This window comes from Serratia sp. CY43202 (assembly GCF_052168755.1).
GTDB classification, from domain to species: domain Bacteria; phylum Pseudomonadota; class Gammaproteobacteria; order Enterobacterales; family Enterobacteriaceae; genus Serratia; species Serratia bockelmannii.
Genome location: NZ_JBJNMB010000002.1, coordinates 499412 through 520007, shown reverse-complemented (window position 1 = coordinate 520007; position 20596 = coordinate 499412). Strand labels below are relative to the sequence as shown.

At 56.4% G+C, this 20596-nt stretch carries 22 protein-coding genes; 12 read left to right on the top strand and 10 right to left on the bottom strand.

Annotation, left to right across the window (positions count from 1 at the left end):
- Positions 1-367 precede the first annotated feature (367 nt).
- Entirely contained in the window at positions 368-544 is a 177-nt protein-coding gene (locus tag ACJ8J5_RS04300; RefSeq protein WP_025303098.1) for a GhoT/OrtT family toxin, read from the top strand.
- A 266-nt stretch (positions 545-810) separates the two neighbouring features.
- On the opposite strand, the gene ACJ8J5_RS04295 is transcribed toward ACJ8J5_RS04300, so the two are convergent.
- Entirely contained in the window at positions 811-1104 is a 294-nt protein-coding gene (locus tag ACJ8J5_RS04295; protein ID WP_043142999.1) for a hypothetical protein, read from the bottom strand.
- A 225-nt stretch (positions 1105-1329) separates the two neighbouring features.
- Between ACJ8J5_RS04295 and ACJ8J5_RS04290 the strand changes: the two genes are divergently transcribed.
- The 3 genes from ACJ8J5_RS04290 to ACJ8J5_RS04280 all read left to right on the top strand — a co-directional run bounded on the left by ACJ8J5_RS04290 (position 1330) and on the right by ACJ8J5_RS04280 (position 3951).
- Positions 1330-1812, top strand: a complete 483-nt coding sequence (locus tag ACJ8J5_RS04290; protein WP_025303100.1) for a hypothetical protein — start codon at positions 1330-1332, stop codon at positions 1810-1812.
- 307 nt (positions 1813-2119) lie between these two features.
- Positions 2120-2674, top strand: a complete 555-nt coding sequence (locus ACJ8J5_RS04285; RefSeq protein ID WP_060433215.1) for a 3'-5' exonuclease — start codon at positions 2120-2122, stop codon at positions 2672-2674.
- Positions 2675-2757: 83 nt separating this feature from the next.
- Entirely contained in the window at positions 2758-3951 is a 1194-nt protein-coding gene (locus ACJ8J5_RS04280; protein WP_025303101.1) for a multidrug effflux MFS transporter, read from the top strand.
- Positions 3952-3959: 8 nt separating this feature from the next.
- On the opposite strand, the gene dadX is transcribed toward ACJ8J5_RS04280, so the two are convergent.
- On the bottom strand, positions 3960-5033 hold the full coding sequence (gene dadX / locus ACJ8J5_RS04275; RefSeq protein ID WP_414104438.1) for a catabolic alanine racemase DadX: 1074 nt from the start codon (positions 5031-5033) through the stop codon (positions 3960-3962).
- Positions 5034-5109: 76 nt separating this feature from the next.
- The gene (locus ACJ8J5_RS04270; RefSeq protein WP_049295776.1) at positions 5110-6414 is read right to left on the bottom strand and encodes a D-amino acid dehydrogenase; all 1305 of its coding nucleotides are present in this window, start codon (positions 6412-6414) and stop codon (positions 5110-5112) included.
- Positions 6415-6953: 539 nt separating this feature from the next.
- Between ACJ8J5_RS04270 and ACJ8J5_RS04265 the strand changes: the two genes are divergently transcribed.
- Positions 6954-7271, top strand: coding sequence for an antibiotic biosynthesis monooxygenase family protein (locus tag ACJ8J5_RS04265; protein WP_025303104.1), 318 nt, complete (start codon positions 6954-6956; stop codon positions 7269-7271).
- A gap of 46 nt (positions 7272-7317) precedes the next feature.
- On the opposite strand, the gene zinT is transcribed toward ACJ8J5_RS04265, so the two are convergent.
- Positions 7318-7968, bottom strand: a complete 651-nt coding sequence (zinT, locus tag ACJ8J5_RS04260; protein ID WP_025303105.1) for a metal-binding protein ZinT — start codon at positions 7966-7968, stop codon at positions 7318-7320.
- Positions 7969-8264: 296 nt separating this feature from the next.
- Here zinT and ACJ8J5_RS04255 point away from each other — a divergent pair, with 296 nt between their 5' ends.
- Positions 8265-9800, top strand: a complete 1536-nt coding sequence (locus tag ACJ8J5_RS04255; RefSeq protein WP_025303106.1) for a SpoVR family protein — start codon at positions 8265-8267, stop codon at positions 9798-9800.
- 60 nt (positions 9801-9860) lie between these two features.
- Here the strand turns inward: ACJ8J5_RS04255 and fadR are convergent, their stop codons facing one another.
- Complete coding sequence (gene fadR / locus ACJ8J5_RS04250) at positions 9861-10580, bottom strand: fatty acid metabolism transcriptional regulator FadR (protein ID WP_025303107.1); 720 nt, start codon at positions 10578-10580, stop codon at positions 9861-9863.
- Between the two features lie 242 nt (positions 10581-10822).
- Here fadR and nhaB point away from each other — a divergent pair, with 242 nt between their 5' ends.
- From nhaB to ACJ8J5_RS04235, 3 genes are all read left to right on the top strand, one after another.
- A complete protein-coding gene (gene nhaB, locus ACJ8J5_RS04245) occupies positions 10823-12388 on the top strand; it encodes a sodium/proton antiporter NhaB (RefSeq protein WP_025303108.1) in 1566 nt (521 codons plus the stop codon).
- A gap of 119 nt (positions 12389-12507) precedes the next feature.
- Entirely contained in the window at positions 12508-13038 is a 531-nt protein-coding gene (dsbB, locus tag ACJ8J5_RS04240) for a disulfide bond formation protein DsbB (RefSeq protein WP_004932277.1), read from the top strand.
- A 692-nt stretch (positions 13039-13730) separates the two neighbouring features.
- Entirely contained in the window at positions 13731-14492 is a 762-nt protein-coding gene (locus tag ACJ8J5_RS04235; protein WP_043143013.1) for an aspartyl/asparaginyl beta-hydroxylase domain-containing protein, read from the top strand.
- A 120-nt stretch (positions 14493-14612) separates the two neighbouring features.
- Here the strand turns inward: ACJ8J5_RS04235 and ACJ8J5_RS04230 are convergent, their stop codons facing one another.
- The 4 genes from ACJ8J5_RS04230 to ACJ8J5_RS04215 all read right to left on the bottom strand — a co-directional run bounded on the left by ACJ8J5_RS04230 (position 14613) and on the right by ACJ8J5_RS04215 (position 17220).
- Complete coding sequence (locus tag ACJ8J5_RS04230) at positions 14613-15059, bottom strand: YcgN family cysteine cluster protein (RefSeq protein ID WP_025303110.1); 447 nt, start codon at positions 15057-15059, stop codon at positions 14613-14615.
- A gap of 122 nt (positions 15060-15181) precedes the next feature.
- Positions 15182-15838 carry a fumarylacetoacetate hydrolase family protein gene (locus tag ACJ8J5_RS04225; protein ID WP_004932286.1) on the bottom strand — a complete coding sequence of 219 codons (657 nt, stop codon included), beginning with the start codon at positions 15836-15838 and terminating at the stop codon, positions 15182-15184.
- A 58-nt stretch (positions 15839-15896) separates the two neighbouring features.
- Positions 15897-16859: a lytic murein transglycosylase gene (locus ACJ8J5_RS04220; protein WP_225735592.1), complete on the bottom strand. Its 963-nt coding sequence runs from the start codon at positions 16857-16859 to the stop codon at positions 15897-15899.
- A gap of 88 nt (positions 16860-16947) precedes the next feature.
- Complete coding sequence (locus ACJ8J5_RS04215) at positions 16948-17220, bottom strand: YcgL domain-containing protein (RefSeq protein WP_033643340.1); 273 nt, start codon at positions 17218-17220, stop codon at positions 16948-16950.
- 136 nt (positions 17221-17356) lie between these two features.
- Here ACJ8J5_RS04215 and minC point away from each other — a divergent pair, with 136 nt between their 5' ends.
- The 3 genes from minC to minE are packed head-to-tail and all read left to right on the top strand — an operon-like array spanning position 17357 to position 19163.
- The gene (gene minC / locus ACJ8J5_RS04210) at positions 17357-18052 is read left to right on the top strand and encodes a septum site-determining protein MinC (protein WP_025303113.1); all 696 of its coding nucleotides are present in this window, start codon (positions 17357-17359) and stop codon (positions 18050-18052) included.
- A 25-nt stretch (positions 18053-18077) separates the two neighbouring features.
- On the top strand, positions 18078-18890 hold the full coding sequence (gene minD / locus ACJ8J5_RS04205) for a septum site-determining protein MinD (RefSeq protein WP_016927452.1): 813 nt from the start codon (positions 18078-18080) through the stop codon (positions 18888-18890).
- Positions 18891-18893: 3 nt separating this feature from the next.
- Positions 18894-19163 (top strand): cell division topological specificity factor MinE, encoded by a 270-nt coding sequence (gene minE, locus ACJ8J5_RS04200; RefSeq protein ID WP_004932303.1) that lies wholly within the window; start codon positions 18894-18896, stop codon positions 19161-19163.
- A 237-nt stretch (positions 19164-19400) separates the two neighbouring features.
- Here minE and rnd read toward each other — a convergent pair whose 3' ends face one another.
- The gene (gene rnd, locus ACJ8J5_RS04195; protein ID WP_025303114.1) at positions 19401-20522 is read right to left on the bottom strand and encodes a ribonuclease D; all 1122 of its coding nucleotides are present in this window, start codon (positions 20520-20522) and stop codon (positions 19401-19403) included.
- Positions 20523-20596: the final 74 nt, after the last annotated feature.

The following is a 20596-nucleotide window of genomic DNA, read 5'->3' as shown; positions in this document are numbered from 1 at the left end:
TGCGCTAAAACCGACGCTTAAAGGGCTCGCGAACGGACAACGGCACTTCACCTCAGCCTTTTGCCGCAAATACATCATTAATCTTTATGAATTATAGACTCATCGCGTTTCCCCCCTCACAGGCCCTTTTATTGCTCAGCGGAGTTCCTCCAAAACGATGGCTTGCCTGACGCAGAATATTACCGGTAACTATGCTGTTGATTTCTTTTGGTAATAAACGTAAAGCCGTTAATAACCCCACGTTCTTTATAGAAATGAATTATGCGTCCTTATGAATAAAGGTTTGAATAAACGGCCTTTGGTCATTGATTATCCCCCGCCAAGCTCCTAGAATTCGCGCGTAAAAATACAATTGGGATCGGGTTTCATGTCGCCGCTGTGGGTTGCAACGCAATACTGTTATTTTATTGGTCTTTTAGTTTCTATGGTTTTCACCTACCTGGTTAGCCGGGACACCGTCAAAATTCGCTGTATCAGCGCAGTGACCATCGGGTTAACCTGGCCGTTGAGCCTGCCGGTCGTGTTGCTGTTTTCGCTGTTCTAACGCCCCCCATGCCGCGCGGTTGCTTTTAAGCAATCGTGTTAATGAAATGAGGCTGACCACCGACGTCGTGGTTTTGGGCGAGGGATAAAAAAACGCCAGCGCAAGGCTGGCATGAAAACTGGAAGCAATGTGAGCAATGTCGTGCCGGATCGGGGGGCACAGAAGGAGACAACCCTTTTCCCCTCACCGGCGAAACAAATGATAATACGTCTCATTATTGAATGTAAAGTCATTTCCCCACGCAACTTTTTCCCTTTGGAAAACTATCAGCCGCGCGGCGCTCGCCAGCGCTGATACAGTCGCCCTCCCCCCCACACCAGCAGCCAGAGCAAAACATTGAACCCCAACCATAGCATCAGCAAATAGAAGAAAGTCTGATAGCTGGGTATGCCCCGATCGGCCAAAAACGGGTTAAAGTGAAAAAATTTGACGATCGCGAACGGATTAAGATTGAAACGGTTGAACACGGCCGTCGTCAACAACGGTGGCAACAGTGTGTAAAATGTCAGGCTGAACAGCAGCAGGATTTTTGTGCCAGAAGTGTTTTTATAATCTCTCATATCAATGTATTACGTCTTCCATTGTGGCGGGAAAACCGCCAGACATTCGCACGCTAATCGACCCCGCAAGCGCCAAAGAGTTCCAGGTCAACGCGGAAATAAAGCCGTTCATGCGTTTAATTGTCATTTAGCGCACGGGTGATATATACCCAGTGGATTTAAAATTACGATGTCGCCGCGTCGTCTTCAACCGCAGCGTTTGCATGGCATCATCAGGAGGCATTAATGAAACCGGACGCACTCTCCCTGCCGCCGAACCCGAAAAAGCTCAAAGTCATCTACGGCTGGTATATTTACGTGATCTATATCCTGCTGGTTTTCAACATTTACATGGCGGTCTACAACGTCTGCGTTCGGCATCCGATCGAAGCCCCGCTACTGTCGCTTTTTCACAGCCTGTTCATCGCGTTGATGCTGCAGCAGGTACTCAGGAAGAACGTCGTTTTCGCCTGGATCTTGCTGAGCTATTTTATTCTGATGCGCCTCTATTACGCCAATGTGCTGCATGTCGAGTTCACGCTGGTGAGCCGCGGCCTGGTGCTGCTGATTCTGACGCTGCTGCTGACCGGCGGCGTGGCCGTCGGGCAGTTGGCCACGCCGCCGCAGCGACATGACTGGCTGGCGCGGCTGGGCTGGCGGCAATGGGGAGCGCTCATGGCGCTGGCGGCCATCCTGACCCCGTTGATTACCACCGACTATCTGGGGTAAACAGACTGCTACTTAGGGATATGAGGTTCGGAAATGTCTACGACGCGGCATATTTTAGTGAAGTTGCCCGCCTTCTCACAGATCTTGTCCGTGACGAACATGCTAAGGTAGCCCAGCAACAGCAAGTAGCCGACCATGCACAGAATAAAGATAAGCGTTCTCACCGATAACGACCAACCTGATAAGAGTATCCCGAGCATCATAACCTGAACGCGGCGCTTTAAAAGGATTTCATGTGCGCATCGGCCCGCATCGGCGCACGTTCTGTAGTAATATTAAGCCACCACGCCTACCACCGGAAACGCCGATGCACCATCTGATGTTAGACATTGAAACCCTGGACACAAAACCCAGCGCCGTCATTCTGGTGGTTGCGGCGGTGTTTTTCGATCCCCAAACCGGGGAACTGGGCGCCGAATTCGAAGCCGCCGTCAGTTGCCAGAAAGAGCAACCGGGCCGTACCATCAGCCTGGATACGGTTGCCTGGTGGGCGAAACAGTCCGACGAAGCGCGCAAACAGGCCTTCGGCGGCACCGAGAGCCTGAAACGCGTGTTGAGCAGCCTCAGCCGCTTTATCCATATGAACAGCACCGATACGGTGAAAGTCTGGGGCAACGGCAAAGAGTTCGACTGTGCGATCCTCGAACACGCCTTCCAGCAGCTGGAAATGCCCTGCCCGTGGAAATTCTGGGATACTCAGGACGTGCGCACGGTGATCACGTTGGCAGAACTTCACGGCTTTAACCCCAAAAAGACACGCCCGTTCGAAGGCATGCCGCACCGTGCGTTGGATGATGCTCGCCACCAGGCCCGTTACGTGGCCGATGCCGTCTCGGCGCTCTATTACCGCCAGGGGGCGTAGCGCTGACCCGCTTTGCCCCTTTTCATTTGTCGCCGGAGTCTCTACTCTAGCCCTCTTTGTCACTCGGACGTGCCTTTCCTGTTATGCAAAAGTTTCTGTTTATGCTTCTCAGCCTGGTGCTGCTCGGCCCATTAGGCATCGATCTTTACCTGCCGACCATTCCCGCCATTGCCGTCGGCCTGGGCAGCAGCGAAGCGCTGATCCAATCCACCATTTCACTGTTTATTCTGGTGCTCGGCCTCGGCCAGGTCATCGCCGGCCCGCTGGTGGATAACTATGGCCGCAAGCCGGTGGCGCTGGCCGGCATTATCCTCTACATGATCGGCGCCGCGATGGCGGCGCTGGCTACCAGCCCGACGCTTTTCATCGCTTCGCGTCTGCTGCAAGGGGTGGCGGTTTGCTGCACCGCCGTCGTCGCCTTCAGCGGCGTGCGCGACCGCCTGAATGGTGACGACGCTGCCCGCGCCTTCGGCTTTCTCAATGGCACGCTGAACATCATCCCCGCGCTGGCGCCGCTGCTCGGCGGCCTGCTCGCCGAAGCCTTCGGCTGGCGAGCCCCTTTCTGGTTCCTGGTCGGTTATGCGCTGCTGGTGTTGGTGCTCATCGCGCTGCGCCTGCCGGAAACCCGCCCTGCCGACACCGTCCCGGTCAAGGGGCTGCCGGTACGCCAATATGCGCGCATCCTCAGCGAACGGCGTTTCCTTTCCTTTGCGGTAGTGAACTCCGGGGCGATGGGCATGGCGCTGACCTACGTTTCCCTGGCACCGAACGTGCTAATGGGCACCGCCGGCCTGACCCCGCTGCAATTTTCGCTGGTGTTCGGCGCCAACGGTTTCTGGATCATGCTGGTCAGCTTCTTCGCCAACCGCATCATCCACAAGGTAGGCCGTCCGGTTTGCCTGGCGACCGGCGGCATTTTGATGGGGCTGGGCTGTCTGGGGTTGCTGCTGGGCGTCATGCTGCTGCCCGCGGCGGCGCAAGCGCACTGGCTGGCGTATATGCTGCCGGTCGCCAGCGCCTGCGCCGGGTTGGCGTTCGTGATGGGTCCGGCCACCAGCTACGCGTTGGAGCCGTACTCCAATGAGGCAGGCGTCGCGTCCGCGCTGGTCGGTTTCGTACAGATGGCCGGCGGTGCCGCACTGGGGCTGGTGGCGATGGCGTTGCCGTTGCAGCCGAAGTTGTCGCTGGCATTGGTCATGCTGGCGGGCTGCCTGCTGGCGCTGCACGCACGGCGGCTCAGCAAGCAGATTAAAGGGCAGATAAAAAAAGTCGCCTGAGCCGCGGCTCAGGCTTCGGTGACGACCGGCACCCGCGCCGCTAACGCCGACAGCAGCTCATAACCCAACGTTCCTGCCGCCGTGGCCACCTCGTCCACCGGCAGGCGTTTCCCCCACAGCTCCACGTCGGCGCCCAATTCGACTTGTGGACAGGGCGTCAGATCCACCGCCAGCATATCCATCGACACCGTTCCCAGGGTGCGCGTCAGCACGCCGTCAACCCACACCGGCGTACCGGTCGGCGCATGACGCGGATAGCCGTCGGCGTAACCGCAGGCCACCACGCCGATACGCTGCGTGCCGGCGGCGCTGTAACGGCCGCCGTACCCCACGCGATCGCCAGACTTCAGTTGCTGAATGCCGATGATCTCGCTGCTCAGCGTCATCGCCGGCTGCAGCCCCGTCCCCGCAACATCATTCCAGCAACCGCTCGGCGAAGCGCCATAGAGAACAATCCCAGGGCGGACCCAACTGCCGTGGGTCGAAGGGTGCCACAGCGTGGCGGCCGAGTTGGCCAGGCAGCGCGGCAACGGTATATCGACTGCCGCTGCCTCGATAGTGGCCATCTGCTGGGCCACGCCTTCCGGGCCGTCGGCGGTGGCGAAATGGCTCATCAGCGTAAGCTCGCCGATATTGGCAACCGCCTGCGCCCTGCGCCACACCTCATGCAGCCGATCGGGTGCGAACCCCAACCGATTCATGCCGCTGTTCACTTTCAGATAGACATTGAGCGGCGCGTTCAGCGTGGCGTCGGCGATCGCCGCCAGCTGCCAGTCGCTGTGCACCGCCGTCGTCAGGCGATAACGGTCGAGCAACGCCAGATCCTGCGGCTGGAAGAATCCCTCCAGCAGAAGAATCGGCCCTCGCCAACCCGACTCGCGCAGCAGCACCGCTTCGGCCAGATCCAGCATGGCGAAGCCGTCGGTTTGCGCCATGCTGCGCCAAACGTGTTTGATGCCGTGGCCATAGGCGTTGGCCTTGACCACCGCCCAAACTTTGGCGCCGGGAGCGAAACGGCGCACCACCTGCAGGTTATTTTCAATCGCGCCGAGATGCATCGTGGCGGTTATCGGACGGGGCATCGGTTCTCCTTGGGGCAGCGTACAGCGGCCACGCGCGCCTGCGCGTGGCCGGAAAAGTCTATGACAGCGTCGACGACTAACGTGCGGGATGCACGTCGTTCAGCGGAACCGCGTGTTGCTGGCGAAACCCGGCGCTGTAACGCGCCACCGCCAGGTCATCGGAAGGGATCGCCGGCGTAATGCCGGACATCAGATCGGACAACAACTGCCCGGAGCCGCAGGCCATCGTCCAGCCCAACGTACCATGCCCGGTATTGAGATACAGGTTCTTCAGCGAAGTGCGGCCGACAATTGGCGTGCCGTCCGGCGTCATCGGCCGCAGGCCGGTCCAGAACGTCGCCTCTTCCACTCTGCCGCCGTTCGGGTAGAGATCGCGCACCACCATCTCCAGCGTTTCGCGCCGTTTTTGCTCCAACTGGGTATTGAAACCGACGATCTCCGCCATGCCGCCGACGCGAATGCGCTGGTCAAAACGCGTGATGGCGATTTTATACGTCTCATCCAATACCGTAGAGAACGGCGCCGCCGCTTCGTCGGTGATAGGAATGGTCAACGAATAGCCCTTCAGCGGGTAAACCGGAATGGACACCAGGCCGCGCAGCAGCGCCGTGGAGTACGAGCCGAACGCCACCACATAGCTGTCGGCCTTAAACACTTCCTCGCCGCACTGGACGCCGGCGATCTTGTCGCCTTCAACCAGCAGACGATCGACGCCGCGGTTGAACAGGAAGGTTACGCCCGCCTGCTCTGCCATCTTCGCCAACTGTTGCGTAAACAGCTGGCAATCGCCGGTCTCGTCGTTCGGCAACTGCAGGCCGCCGGTCAGCTTGTGCGCCACCTGCGCCAACGCCGGCTCGACGCTACCGAGTTGGCCGGCTTCCAGCAATCGGTAAGGCACGCCGGCATCTTCCAATACCGCAATGTCTTTCGCGGCGTTTTCGAACTGTTGTTGAGTGCGGAACAGCTGCAGCGTGCCGCCCTGGCGACCTTCGTACTGGATACCGGTTTCCTGACGCAGCGCCTTGATACAATCGCGGCTGTATTCCGCCAGACGTACCATGCGGCCTTTGTTGGTCATGTAGTGTTCGGTGTTGCAGTTTTTCAGCATCTGCCACATCCAGTTCAGCTGGAAGCTGCTGCCATCGAGACGGATGGCCAGCGGCGCATGGCGCTGGAACATCCACTTGATGGCCTTAAGCGGCACGCCCGGCGCCGCCCAGGGTGCGGCATAGCCCGGTGAGATCTGCCCAGCGTTCGCAGCGCTGGTTTCCAGTGCGGGGCCTGGCTGACGATCGATCACCGTCACCTCATGCCCCGCCTTCGCCAAATACCAGGCACTGGCTACGCCCACCACTCCACTACCTAAAATTACCACTCGCATCGCTGACTCCAGCCTAAGGCTTCACAAAGCATAATCTTCTGCTCACAGGAAATTAACTCAGTGAAAAAATCCGTCCAACAACTTCGTCATCAAACGTGACAATATTCACAATTAATTTATCGTCGATGGGTCATGCATTTGCAATAGCCACCTGAAAATAGCGATAAGATGCGGTTTAGAGGGGCCTATGGCGTCAAACCGCCGCTGAATAGATAGCAATGCTATCAATGACAGCAATCAAAAAAGGCGTAATAAGCAACATTGATTTAACAGAATATAAAAATACCAGCCAACACATAAACAGAACAAAAAACTAATAAAATAAAAAATTCCAACATAACAAACAAAGAGAGCCCCCTCCCTCCGCAGCAGAAAAATCGCGTAAAATTACAGCTACCGTTAACCTTGCTTTCAGTGCTGGAATAAAACACCCGAGCCCTTAGCCCGCCCGTTTACATTGAACGCTGCAGCACGATATGAACGTTAACGCCAGAAGCAACGCCTAAAGTTCACACTGTCGCTATCGTGGAGAACGCCTTATGTTCATCGCCATCTACCAATTTTCAGTCAAAACCGGGCACGAACACGCCTTTCGCCAGGCCTGGCTTGAATTGACCCAAGGTATCTATCTGCAGCGCGGCAGCCTAGGCTCGCGCCTGCATCAGGATGTGAGCGGGCAGTTTATCGGCTATGCACAATGGCCAAGCCGAGTCGCATGGGAAAGCGCCGGTGATATTCAGTTGGATGAACGCTACCGGCAAGCCCGGGAACGAATGCGTGCGACCTTGCTGGCGGATAAAACGCTGTTTGAAATGGAAGTGACGGACGATTATCTGCAAGTCAGACCGTTTGACTGAGGACAAGCCCACCTAAGCGGGCTTGGGGTCGCGGGAGCGGGGGGCATCAATGATGCAGCATCTCGTCCACGACTTCTTTGGTCTGCAGTTGGAATGGGTAGTAAGTCGGCCAGTTATCCATTTCTTTCAGCAACGCTTCCTGCGAGGTGTTGCCCATAAAGATATGGAAATGCGCCGATTTGCGCGGGCCGATAATGTGATCGCTGAACTGCACGAATTTCGGCGCCAGGCTGCCGGCTTCCTGGCATTCGAACAGATAACGCACGCCCTTTTTACCAGAGACATAGGTCAGGATCTTATGCCCGGCGTACTTATACTGACAAGCGCTGGCTTGGTCGCCGCGGTGAAACTCCATGACGCCGTTTTCAATACCGATGGTATCCACATCGGTGGCGTACCCTTTACGGTAATACGCCTTCACTTCTGCGAAGGTCTTGCTCTTATCCTGCGCCGCTTTCTTCTTGAACACCGGATCGAGATCCCCATTGAGCAGGTAAGGGTACACGGATTGCCACACACCCTCCCAATCCGCCAGGTCGCGATCTTTGACGTCCTTATCGTCGAACACGCCCGCCTCGGCCTTTTTTTCCACTTCCGTCAGCGGCTTGCCATGTGAATGATGCCCGTGGGCAAACGCCTGCCCGCTGATAAACAGCGCTGCCAGCGCCACCGCCACTTTGCCAAAATGCCTCGCCAAAATGCGCTCCTTGTCCGTTATTGAGAAAATGAAAAGTTACAATATAACATAACAACTTTCAATCCCTGTCGTACAACAGGCATGTGTTGCACGCCCTTGCCGCAGGGCTATACTCGGAGAAGACGCGCGGTGCTGTGCCGCCTTCTGCCAGGACGGGCGTCGAATTGAGCGCCGTTCGCGCCTTTGCGTACCGGCATTTTTATTTCACTGATTTGCAATGATTAATTATGACTTGAACTATGCTTGTTACAGGGTCTGCCGTTTGAGCAAGACCCGTGAATAATGAGGGTGCGCTGATGACTACTTCAACACATGAAAAGGTTAAGGATGATAAACGTCTGAGCGATGGACCGGACTGGACGTTCGAACTGCTGCAGGTGTATTTGGAGCAGATCGACCGCGTCGCCAAGCATTACCGGCTCGACACCTACCCCCATCAGATCGAGGTGATCACCTCCGAGCAGATGATGGACGCCTATTCGAGCGTCGGCATGCCGATCAACTATACCCATTGGTCCTTCGGCAAGAAGTTCATCGAAACCGAACAGCGCTACAAACAGGGCCAGCAAGGGCTGGCGTATGAAATCGTCATCAACTCCAATCCCTGCATCGCCTACCTGATGGAGGAGAACACCATCACCATGCAGGCGCTGGTGATGGCACACGCCTGCTATGGCCACAACTCGTTCTTCAAGAATAACTATCTGTTCCGCAGCTGGACCGACGCCAGTTCCATCGTCGATTATCTGTTGTTCGCCCGTCACTACATCAGCCAGTGCGAAGAACGCTACGGCGTAGAAGAAGTGGAACGGTTGCTGGACTCCTGCCACGCACTGATGAGCTACGGCGTCGACAGGTACAAACGCCCGCAGAAAATCTCCTTGGTGGAAGAGAAAGCGCGCCAGAAAAGCCGCGAAGAATATCTGCAAAGCCAGGTGAACACGCTGTGGAAGACCCTGCCACGCGTCGAGCGCGAAGAGTCGCCGGAGCAGGCTCGTCGCTATCCAAGCGAACCGCAGGAAAATATCCTCTATTTTATCGAGAAGAACGCACCGCTACTGGAACCTTGGCAGCGTGAGGTGTTACGCATCGTGCGCAAAGTCAGCCAGTATTTCTACCCGCAAAAACAGACTCAGGTGATGAACGAGGGCTGGGCCACCTTCTGGCACTACACCATCCTCAACCATTTGTACGACGAGGGCCGTGTGACCGAGCGGTTTATGCTGGAGTTTTTACACAGCCACACCAACGTGGTGTATCAGCCGCCTTACAACAGCCCGTACTATAACGGCATCAACCCTTATGCACTGGGCTTCGCCATGTTCCAGGACATCAAGCGCATCTGCCAATCACCGACCGAGGAAGACCGCTACTGGTTCCCGGACATCGCCGGAAAAGACTGGTTGGAGACACTGCACTTCGCCATGCGCGACTTCAAGGACGAGAGCTTTATCAGCCAGTTCCTGTCGCCCAAAGTGATGCGCGACTTCCGCTTGTTCACCGTGCTGGACGACGATCGCAACAACTATCTGGAAATTGCCGCGATCCACAACGAGGCCGGCTACCGGGCGATCCGTCAGGAGCTGTCTGCACAATACAACCTGAGCAATCACGAGCCGAACATTCAGATCTGGAACGTGGACCTGCGCGGCGACCGCTCGCTAACATTGCGTTATATCCCACAGGAGCGTGCGCCGTTGGATAAAAGCCGTCGCGACGTGTTGAAGCACCTGCACCGCCTGTGGGGCTTCGACGTGATCCTAGAACAGCAAAACGAAGACGGCAGCGTGGAGCTGCTCGATCGGTGCCCGCCGCGACCAACGCCGCTGTAATCCGCCATAACGACAAAGGGCGCCAAAATGGCGCCCTTTCTTAATTTCATTAATACGCAATCAGCGACGCGCTTCGGTCAGATCGCTCGGCATGGTGCCCTGCATGCTCTGCCAAATCGCCCCGCTGTCTTTACCGTAGTTGCGCACGGTGTCCATCACCTGGTCGTACAGCTTCTCATGGCACAGCGTGGACAGCTTGCTGTAGAAGGTCAGCGCCAGCTTACGCGCTTCCGGGTTGGAGAAGTAGTAACGGCCCACGCGGGTGTACAGCCCTTTCAGGCCGTTGAAAATCAAGCCGTAGATCGGGTTGCCAGAAGCGAACGCCAAACCACGGAAGATCTCGTAATCGAGCAGATTGAACGCGTCTGCCTGATCTTCTACCTCGGCGGCTTTCGCCAGCACTTCCTGGGCCTGTTCCGGATGATTGCGCACCGCGGCGCGAATAAAGATCGACGCGATATTGGTGCGCACGGACAGCAGGTTATCGATCAGCTGCGGGACGCTTTTGTGATCGAGACGGGCTACGGTCTCAAGGATATTGAGGCCGGACGTTTCCCAGAAATTGTTCACTTTGGTCGGTTTGCCATGCTGAATGGTCAACCAACCATCGCGGGCCAGACGTTGCAACACTTCACGTAACGTAGTGCGCGTGACGCCAATCAACTCCGAAAGCTCACGCTCCGCGGGCAAAATAGAGCCAGGGGGGAAGCGATTATTCCAAATACTCTCAATAATGTACTCTTCCGCGAAACCGGCAGGACTCTGCGCCTTTATGACCATGTGTTTGACGTTCCGTTGCGACGATAAAATCAGTAAAAGTAATCAGCTCATCATACCAGATCGTGCTGACATGACATAGCGTGAGCCAAAAACAATAAACGAAAGTGTGCATAAAGTGGCAAAAAACGCGCAAAAACACCGGCCGAAGGAAATTTGCCGCCGTAAAACAAGCTCCGGTTGCACACGCCCCCACCGCATTGTTAGGGTACGTGCTACGACTGATTAAGGATGCATAGAGGACAATGGAAACAACCCTGCGCAGCGCCCTGCTCAAAAATTTTCTGGGGCAATCTCCCGACTGGTACAAACTGACCATTCTCATTTTTCTGGCGATCAACCCCCTGGTGTTCTTTTTCGCCAGCCCGTTTATTGCGGGTTGGCTGCTGGTGGTCGAGTTCATCTTTACCCTGGCGATGGCGCTGAAATGCTACCCGTTGCTGCCGGGCGGCCTGCTGGCGCTAGAGGCCGTGGCCATCGGCATGACCAGCCCGGCGCAGGTTTCGCAGGAAATCGAACATAATCTGGAAGTGTTGCTGCTGCTGATCTTTATGGTGGCAGGCATCTACTTTATGAAGCAGCTGCTGCTGTTCGTGTTCACCAAGCTGCTGCTCAACATCCGTTCGAAAACGCTGCTGTCGCTGGCGTTTTGCCTGGCCGCCGCCTTCCTTTCTGCCTTCCTCGACGCGCTGACGGTCGTGGCGGTAGTGATCAGCGTGGCCACCGGTTTCTATTCCATCTATCACAACGTGACGTCAAACCGCCCTGACGGTGACATTGGCGATGACAGTGATTTTACCGGCGAAGAGCGCAAACAGACGCTGGAGCAATTCCGCGCCTTTCTGCGCAGCCTGCTGATGCACGCCGGCGTCGGCACCGCGCTCGGCGGGGTCATGACCATGGTGGGCGAGCCGCAAAACCTGATTATCGCCAAAAACGCGGGCTGGGGTTTTATCGATTTCTTCCTGCGTATGGCGCCGGTCACGCTGCCGGTGTTGGTGTGCGGCCTGCTGGTGTGTTGGCTGGTAGAACGTTTTCGCCTGTTTGGCTACGGCGCGCAATTGCCGGGAGCGGTGCGCGACGTGCTGAAAGAGTATGACCGCAAGGCCAGCGCAGGCCGTAGCAAACAAGAACGGCTTAAATTGGTGATGCAGGCGCTGATCGGCGTTTGGCTGGTGCTGGCGTTGGCCTTCCATCTGGCAGAAGTTGGGCTGATCGGCCTGTCGGTCATCGTTCTCGCCACCTCCCTGTGCGGCGTGAATGACGAGCACGCCATCGGCAAAGCGTTCCAGGAAGCGCTGCCATTCACCGCTCTGCTGACGGTGTTCTTCACCGTGGTCGCAGTGATCATCGAACAGCACCTGTTCAGCCCGGTGATCCAGTTTGTGCTGCGCGCCGAGCCCTCCTCTCAGCTTTCGCTGTTCTACCTGTTCAACGGCCTGCTGTCGTCGGTTTCCGACAACGTGTTCGTCGGCACCGTTTACATCAACGAGGCGCGCACCGCGCTGGAAACCGGCGCGATCGGGCTGAAGCAGTTCGAGCTGCTGGCGGTCGCCATCAATACCGGCACCAACCTGCCCTCGGTCGCCACCCCTAATGGGCAGGCGGCGTTTCTGTTCCTGCTGACGTCGGCATTGGCGCCGCTGGTGCGTCTGTCGTATGGCCGCATGGTCTGGATGGCCCTGCCTTATACGGTGGTGTTGACGGTAGTTGGCCTGCTGTGCGTCCAATTCACTTTGGAGCCGGCGACCGAGCTGTTGACGCAGTGGCATTGGCTGACGCTGCCGCCCATCGACACCGTCAGCCACTGAGACGGCGCCGGCAGGGTGAACCGATATTTTTACGCTGAAACCGGCCCAAGTGGCTGGCAGCGAGGGGGAATTGGTTTACACTGCCGGTTCAATTGCTTACTGCATGGAAGAATCTAGATATGTTGCAATTCTTTAACCGCTGTTCACAAGGACGCGGCGCCTGGCTGCTGATGGCCCTGACAGCGTTGGTGTTGGAACTGGTCGCGCTCTATTTCCAGCACGTTATGCTGCTGCAGCCGTGCGTGATGTGCATTTACGAGCGTTGCGCGCTATTCGGCATCCTCGGCGCCTCGTTGGTAGGCGCTATCGCGCCGAAAACCCCGCTGCGCTACGCGGCGATCTTGCTGTGGATCTACAGCGCCTGGGAAGGCGTACAGCTGGCGTGGAAGCACACCATGATCCAGTTGCATCCTTCGCCATTCAATACCTGCGATTTCTTCGTCAGCTTCCCGTCCTGGCTGCCGCTGGACAAATGGTTGCCGGCGGTGTTCCACGCTTCCGGTGACTGTTCCGTGCGTCAATGGCAGTTCCTGACGCTGGAAATGCCACAATGGCTGGTTGGTATCTTCGGCGCCTATCTGCTGGTGGCGCTGATTGTACTGATCGCACAGTTTGTCCGCCCACGCCGCCGCGATCTGTTCGGCCGCTGAACGGCAGACAAACAAAAAACGGCGCCACCAGGCGCCGTTTTTTTAGGGTATTACTGTCAAATTCAGAGATAACCCCATTTCAGGTATGTGTAAGGAAGTAAACGAGCACGATTAGCGCTCCAGCTACGGCAAACAGACGGACCATTTTCATTGTTATGCTCTCGAACTTGCGGGAGAGCGGCCAAATTACCCAACTTATCGTTTAAAAAGAAGCATCCCGGCTCAGTTCAGCACGTAATTTACATAACATTAAACTTCTGCAATACCTGCGGCTAAAACCGGCCCTTCCTTTCAACCTTCGAGCATCAATAAATTACCGTTACTTATGAACGACTGCGCCTTTGTCACATTCAGAGCACAATATTTTGGTGAAGTTTACCCATAAAATCCTTATAGTATCGGCAACGTGAGTACTACCGATTTCCCTGGTGTTGTTGTGTGTCTTGCCCCTCATCTTTGCAGGGGCTTTTTTCCCCCTATCCCCCATCACGCAACCCCTTACCCGCCTTAAATAAATTGTTGGAATTTCCCTCTATCCGGCACCAAGCATCAACGCCATTCGCGCATTAAAGATTAAAATCGTTCGCGATGCTTTCCCTATGCTGAATGACGTGTTGACTTTCACCCTTTCTTCCTGTGAGCCAGGCTTTGGCTGACTACTGCACATCATATGACATCAAGGACACGATACTATGCCGGATACCACATTGCCCCCTTCGTCTCAGCGCCCGTTCCTGCGGCGCATGCTGCTCAAAGCAGGGAAAAAATTCCTGCGCTGGAACGGCGATTTTCAGACTCGCCATTCGCTGATCTCCACCACACCGCGGATCGGTAATCATGAATTTAATTGGGTCACGGCGCTGGAAGCCCGTTGGCCTGCCATTCGCGAGGAGTTGGATCGGTTGCTGGAGCACCCGGAGGATATCCCCGCGTTCCACCAAATATCACCGGATCAGCAACGCATCTCCAAAGGGGATAATTGGAAAACCTTCGGGCTGTTTGTCTACGGGCAGCGGGTTGATGAGAACTGCGCCATTTGCCCGCAGACCGCACAGGCGGTCAGCGAGATCCCCGGCATGCGCACCGCCATGTTTTCGATCCTTAAGCCGCACTATCACATCGTCCCCCACAAAGGCCCGACTCGTGCCGTGGTGCGCGCGCATTTGGGATTAATCGTGCCAAAGGATCGGGAAAAGCTCTGGATCCGCGTTGACGACCAAATTCTGCACTGGGATGAAGGCAAGGTGATTTTGTTTGATGATTCCTACGAACACGAGGTTCGCAATGATACCGACGAACTGCGCGCTGTGCTGTTTCTCGATATCGACCGGCCAATGGACAAAGTAGGTACGGCGGTGAATAAACTGCTGTTCAGCCTGATCAAGGCCAGCCCGTATGTGAAGCAGCCGCTGAAAAATCTGGCTAACTGGCATCGCCGCGACAAAAAAGCGTGAAATGGCGGCTTATGCCATGAGCCCCACACCCGTTGGTTAGCTCAATAACGCAGAGGGCGGCATGTCTGAACACGCCGCCCTCTTGCATGAAAACGCGTATTGCTCTGCAGGCGCCCGCCTTTACCTAGCCCAGTCCGGCTTGTTGAGGATATGGTCCTGCCAGTCCACCACCTCGCTTTCACGCACCGCGATATGCCGCACCGTAATGCGCTCGCCGTGCATTGCCGCCTTGGAACCGCTCAGCAGCGGATGCCAGGGGAACAGCGGCTTGCCTTCACCGATCAGGCGATAGGCGCAGGTCGGCGGCAACCACTCGAAGGTGGTGAGATTCTCGCGCGTCAATTTGATGCAGTCTTCTTCCAGCTCGAAGCGCCGCTCATAGTTACGGCATTGGCAGGATTTGATGTTGAGCTGGTTGCAGGCTACGTTGGTAAAATAAATCTCGTCGGTATCTTCGTCGATCAGCTTATTCAAACAGCATTGCCCGCACCCGTCGCACAGCGATTCCCACTCTTGTTCTGACATTTCCGCCAGCGTTTTCTGTTGCCAAAAAGCGAGTTGTGACATGTTAGCGTCCGGTTTCGGTAAATGGATAAGTCACCTGCGCACAGGTTCGAGGGGGGACTATATAGACATTTTAGCCACAAGATGCAAGCTTTGCCGCCGACACCGCCGGCGGCAAGGAAAAATCAGATCACCCGGGTGCTGAGCGTTTTGCCGTTCAGGCTGATTTTCAGCATGTCTCCGGAAGCCATCGGGCCCACGCCCTGCGGCGTGCCGGTCAGGATGATGTCGCCGGCGCGCAGCGTGAAGAAACGGCTCATATAGCTGATTAGCGGCAGGATCGGCGTGATCATGTCGCGCGTATTGCCCTGCTGGCGCAGTTGATCGTTGACGGTCAACGACAGCTCGGCGTTTTGCGGATCGCCGAATTCCGCCACCGGAATAAACCCCGACATCGGGCAGGAACCGTCGAAGGCCTTGGCCTTTTCCCACGGTTGGCCGGCTTTTTTAAAGCCCGCCTGCAAATCGCGCAACGTCAGATCGAGCGCCACACCGTAGCCGGCGATCGCCCGCGCAACGCGATCTTCGTTGGCCTGTTTCAACGGCGTGCCGATCAGTACCGCCAGCTCCACCTCATGATGCACCGCACCGAACTCTTTGGGGATGGCCACCGGCTGACGAATATCGCACAGCGCCGTTTCCGGTTTGATGAATACCACCGGCTCGACGGAAACCGCGCTGCCCATTTCCTTGATGTGATCGGCATAGTTACTGCCGACGCAAACCACCTTGTTCACCGGGAAATCGAGCAGCGAACCCTGCCAGTCTCTATGTTGATACATACCGCTTCTCCCAAACTGTAGAGGCTTGGCGCGCCAAGCCGATTATTGGTGTGCCGGATCAATGTCCGATCGCGTCCGCCATCATACCCACGGCGATAGCGAAATAGTAAGAGCGATTCCAGTGCATGAGGGTGCGGAAATTATCATAGACCAGGAACGTCCGGCCCTGCAGATCATCCGGCGCAATGATCCAACCGCGCTGAACGGCATGCGGCAACGCACTGCCATCCGCACGACGTACCCCGCGTTGTTGCCAGGCGTTGACGCTGCGCGCCTGCGCGTCTTTCAACCCCAGCTCGGCCCGATTGAAACCGGCGGGCAGTTTGACCTCACGCCCCCAGCCGATGCCGGGCTGCCAGCCCTCTTTGGACAAATAACTGGCCGTAGACGCGAAGACATCATCAATGTTGTTCCAGATATCGATGCGCCCGTCACCGTCACCGTCCGCCGCATAGCGCAGGAAAGAGCTCGGCATAAACTGGCATTGCCCCATCGCGCCGGCCCAGGAACCTTTCAGCGGTGTATCGCCGACGTGCCCCTGCTCGACTATCTGCAGTGCCGCCATCAGCTCCTGGCTGAAAAAGGCTTCGCGGCGCCCTTCAAACGCCAGCGTCGCCAGCGCGGACACCACATCTTCCCGCCCCTGAATCTTGCCGTAGGCGCTCTCCATGCCCCACAGCGCGATGATATAGCGCCCCGGCACCCGGTAGCGCTCGCCGGCGCGCGTCCATTGCGCGTGGCGCTGCCGGTACAGTTCGCGCCCCTGGCGCACTTTAACGGGCGTCATCACCCGCCGCAGATAGTCGTCCAGAGTTACCTTCTGCTCCGGCTGATTGCGATCGGCCTTGATCACCCGATCGACGAAATGGATTTGCGCAAAAGCGCGGTCGAGGGTGGCCTGACTGATGCCCTGCTCCCGCGCCCGGCGCTTGAGCTGTTCGACATACGCCGGGAACTGCGCCGGATCCCGGCCGCTCGTCGCCAGCGTCGTCTCCTGCGCCGCCTGCGCTGCGCCCGGCATCAGCACCCCGCCCAACGTCAGCCAGGCGGCCAATACAATTCTTCTTGCCGAAGGTGTCATCGCGCCTCCCCTGGCCGTGGCAACTGTCTCAGGCCTTGTCGCCCGCCAGATGCTGGTTGAGCAGGTTTTCTACCGGCGGCGGGAACTGCAGGTAATAGCCTTCGTCTTTCAACGCCTGCTTCACCTTTTCGATATCCGCCGAGGCCAATTTCTTGCGCTCATCGAGCGACAGCATCATGGCGAATTGCGGTACGCCGAAACTTTTCATCAGCGCTTCCGGCACACGAGAGAAATCGTCTTTTTTTTCGACATAAAGATAAGTTTGATCGCGTTTCGGGCTTCTATAGATCACACAAAGCATTTTTTTAACTCTATTTAATTGAGGGAGCGTCTTGCCTGGATATAACTCTGACTATAACATGCTTATAGTACATCGGAATATCGCACCCCGAGTGGTATTCCGGGGATTTAAAGTTGCTGAGACTGAGTCAGGATAGATGTCACAATCGCCAATTGAGCTAAAAGGCAGCAGTTTTACCCTATCGGTTGTTCATTTGCATAATTCACAGCCCGAGGTAATACGTCAGGCGTTACAGGAAAAAGTTGAGCAAGCGCCCGCTTTTCTGAAAAACGCCCCTGTTGTTATCAACGTCGCAACGCTGGAAGGCGATGCGAACTGGAAAGAACTTCAACAGGCTGTCGCGGCAGCAGGCCTGCGCGTTGTGGGTATCAGCGGTTGCAGAGATGAGCGTCAAAAGCGCGCGATAGCCCGTGCCGGGCTGCCGCTGCTGAGCGAAGGCAAAGGCCAGAAGATGGCTGCGCCGGAGCCTGCACCTGCGCCCGTGGTGGCGGATAACGCCCCCGCCAAAACGCGCATCATCAGTACGCCTGTCCGTTCCGGCCAACAGATTTACGCCCGCAACTGCGATCTTATCGTGACCAGCAGCGTCAGCGCCGGCGCCGAATTGATTGCCGATGGCAATATTCATGTCTACGGCATGATGCGCGGTCGCGCACTGGCAGGCGCGTCAGGCGACACGCAATGTCAGATTTTTTGCACCCACCTGGCGGCTGAGCTAGTCTCTATCGCAGGGCAGTACTGGTTGAGCGACCAAATCCCGTCCGATTACGTCGGGCAGGCCGTACGACTCAGCCTGTTGGATAACGCTTTAACCATACAACCTTTAAATTAAGCCCTTTTGACAAGGAATCCATTTCATGGCACGCATTATTGTTGTTACATCGGGTAAAGGGGGCGTTGGCAAGACCACTTCGAGCGCGGCCATCGCTACCGGCCTGGCCCAGAAAGGCAAGAAAACCGTCGTGATCGATTTCGATATCGGCCTGCGTAATCTTGACCTGATTATGGGCTGCGAACGTCGGGTAGTGTATGATTTCGTGAACGTGATTCAGGGCGATGCCACGCTGAATCAGGCGTTGATCAAAGACAAACGCACTGAAAACCTCTATATCCTGCCGGCTTCGCAGACGCGCGACAAAGACGCGTTGACCCGCGAAGGCGTTGAAAAAATCCTCAACGATCTCGGCGAGATGGATTTTGACTTCGTGGTGTGCGATTCACCGGCCGGTATCGAAACCGGTGCGCTGATGGCGCTGTACTTCGCCGACGAAGCTATCATCACCACCAACCCGGAAGTGTCTTCGGTACGCGACTCTGACCGTATCCTGGGTATCCTCTCTTCCAAGTCACGCCGCGCCGAGAAAGGCGAATCGCCAATCAAGGAACACCTGCTGCTGACCCGTTACAACCCGGGCCGCGTCAGCCGTGGCGACATGCTGAGCATGGAAGACGTGCTTGAAATTCTGCGCATTCCGCTGGTGGGTGTGATCCCGGAAGACCAGTCCGTGCTGCGCGCTTCCAACCAGGGTGAGCCTGTCATTCTGGATGCCGAGTCAGACGCCGGTAAGGCGTACGACGATACCGTTTGCCGCTTGTTGGGGGAAGAACGCCCATTCCGCTTCATTGAAGAAGAGAAGAAGGGTTTCCTGAAACGCCTTTTTGGGGGATAAACCATGGCCTTATTAGACTTCTTTCTGTCCCGCAAAAAACAGACAGCCAATATAGCCAAGGAACGGCTGCAGATTATCGTCGCAGAGCGTCGTCGCGGGGACAGTGAGCCCCCGTATCTGCCTGATCTGAAACGCGATATTCTGGCGGTTATTTGCAAATACATTCAGATCGATCCTGAAATGCTGCATGTGCAGTTCGAGCAGAAAGGGGACGATATTTCGGTACTTGAACTTAACGTGACATTACCGGAATCGGAAGAAGCAGCTAAATGATTGCGACGCATTAATTACCCCCTGTATATTTTATGCAGGGGGTAACTGTATGTGTATCCAGTTATTAAGCATTATCGGCAGCAAAAAATTGATTTTTCCCTTTGGGACAATTCCCAATTAACTTTGCCGCCACCTCGTTTAAAGTAAATTCTGGCCAGATTTACCTTCAACGCATTATTTCCTGCCTATATTCACCCGAGCAGAGTTTCCCTACCCTGCCCTGGTGATAACCAGCGATTAATAATCTTTCAGGATGTCCTGCAACGGCGCCATTAATAAATCGCCGCGCCAGCCGCTGATTAATTCAGGGCGACTCTCGCCGTCCTTCAGTTTCCAATGCCAGTTCAACAATTGGTTAATTTGGCGACGGGATGCGAGCAGCTCGCTGCTCAACCCGCTTTGCTCGCTGACGGTAGCGATAGCGGCCTTGATGTCCTTAAACACCTTCTTGTAGCCCGGCTGATCGATAAGGTTAGCCAATGGCGCGGGCAACTCGGACTCCTCCAGCGCTTCGGCTTCGGCCACCAGCGCCAGCAGCGTTTTGCCGTGATAACGGATCTCCGGCCCGCTCAGCCCCAGAGAATCCAGTTCTCCGAGCGAAGACGGCATATAGCGCGCCACCTGCCATAGGTTCTCCTCACGCACCACGAAGTTCACCGCCAGATCGCGCTCGCGCGCCTGGCGCAACCGCCATTCTGCCAACTTCTGCAAACAGCCGAGCTGACGCGGGCGTAGCTGCCAGGCATTGCTGATTTCGCGATAGGCCACTTCCGGCGCCAGCGTCTCGCTACGGCGTTGGCACAGCAGCAGGCACTCGTTATGGGCCGCAGCAGTCCAGCCGGCCTCTTCGGTCTCCTGCACCAGCTGTTTGGCCATCGGCAGCAGGTAGAACACGTCGGCGGCCGCATACACGCACTGTCTTTCAGTCAGCGGGCGCGCCAGCCAGTCGGTGCGCGACTCGCTCTTGTCCAGTTCAACCTTCATGTACTCCGCCACCAGCGTCGCAAAACCGCAGGAGAGCGGCCGACCGGTAAAGGCCGCCAGGATCTGGGTGTCGATCATCGGCGTCGGCAGCGTTTTAAAGGCGTTGAGAAACACTTCAAGATCTTCACTGCCGGCATGCAGGAACTTCACCACGGCGGTGTCGGCCAGCAGGTCGACAAACGGCTGCCATTGCTTGATCGGCAGAGGATCGATGAGGGAGAGTTGTTCACCGTCGTAGAGCTGGATCAGGCCCAGCTGAGGATAGTAGGTGCGCGTTCTGACAAACTCGGTGTCCAGCGCAATCTGGGCATGCTTTCTCGCCTGCTCGCAGACCTGCTGCAATCCGGCATCGGTAGTGATCAACTGATAATTCAAAACATCATTCTCTTGTAGGATTCAAACACAACAACGCCGGCATTCACCGGCGTTGTTGATAGTCAGACGCGAAA

Bases quoted from the DNA above. Each gene is read 5' to 3' on its own strand.
- ACJ8J5_RS04290 (WP_025303100.1), top strand. From the start codon at position 1,330: ATGAAACCGGACGCACTCTCCCTGCCGCCGAACCCGAAAAAGCTCAAA.
- ACJ8J5_RS04265 (WP_025303104.1), top strand. From the start codon at position 6,954: ATGTTCATCGCCATCTACCAATTTTCAGTCAAAACCGGGCACGAACAC.
- ACJ8J5_RS04255 (WP_025303106.1), top strand. From the start codon at position 8,265: ATGACTACTTCAACACATGAAAAGGTTAAGGATGATAAACGTCTGAGC.
- ACJ8J5_RS04225 (WP_004932286.1), bottom strand. From the start codon at position 15,838: ATGTATCAACATAGAGACTGGCAGGGTTCGCTGCTCGATTTCCCGGTG.
- minE (WP_004932303.1), top strand. From the start codon at position 18,894: ATGGCCTTATTAGACTTCTTTCTGTCCCGCAAAAAACAGACAGCCAAT.
- ACJ8J5_RS04295 (WP_043142999.1), bottom strand. From the start codon at position 1,104: ATGAGAGATTATAAAAACACTTCTGGCACAAAAATCCTGCTGCTGTTC.
- ACJ8J5_RS04285 (WP_060433215.1), top strand. From the start codon at position 2,120: ATGCACCATCTGATGTTAGACATTGAAACCCTGGACACAAAACCCAGC.
- ACJ8J5_RS04220 (WP_225735592.1), bottom strand. From the start codon at position 16,859: ATGCCGGGCGCAGCGCAGGCGGCGCAGGAGACGACGCTGGCGACGAGC.
- fadR (WP_025303107.1), bottom strand. From the start codon at position 10,580: ATGGTCATAAAGGCGCAGAGTCCTGCCGGTTTCGCGGAAGAGTACATT.
- dsbB (WP_004932277.1), top strand. From the start codon at position 12,508: ATGTTGCAATTCTTTAACCGCTGTTCACAAGGACGCGGCGCCTGGCTG.
- ACJ8J5_RS04230 (WP_025303110.1), bottom strand. From the start codon at position 15,059: ATGTCACAACTCGCTTTTTGGCAACAGAAAACGCTGGCGGAAATGTCA.
- minC (WP_025303113.1), top strand. From the start codon at position 17,357: ATGTCACAATCGCCAATTGAGCTAAAAGGCAGCAGTTTTACCCTATCG.
- dadX (WP_414104438.1), bottom strand. From the start codon at position 5,033: ATGCCCCGTCCGATAACCGCCACGATGCATCTCGGCGCGATTGAAAAT.
- ACJ8J5_RS04270 (WP_049295776.1), bottom strand. From the start codon at position 6,414: ATGCGAGTGGTAATTTTAGGTAGTGGAGTGGTGGGCGTAGCCAGTGCC.
- ACJ8J5_RS04215 (WP_033643340.1), bottom strand. From the start codon at position 17,220: ATGCTTTGTGTGATCTATAGAAGCCCGAAACGCGATCAAACTTATCTT.
- nhaB (WP_025303108.1), top strand. From the start codon at position 10,823: ATGGAAACAACCCTGCGCAGCGCCCTGCTCAAAAATTTTCTGGGGCAA.
- minD (WP_016927452.1), top strand. From the start codon at position 18,078: ATGGCACGCATTATTGTTGTTACATCGGGTAAAGGGGGCGTTGGCAAG.
- ACJ8J5_RS04280 (WP_025303101.1), top strand. From the start codon at position 2,758: ATGCAAAAGTTTCTGTTTATGCTTCTCAGCCTGGTGCTGCTCGGCCCA.
- ACJ8J5_RS04235 (WP_043143013.1), top strand. From the start codon at position 13,731: ATGCCGGATACCACATTGCCCCCTTCGTCTCAGCGCCCGTTCCTGCGG.
- ACJ8J5_RS04300 (WP_025303098.1), top strand. From the start codon at position 368: ATGTCGCCGCTGTGGGTTGCAACGCAATACTGTTATTTTATTGGTCTT.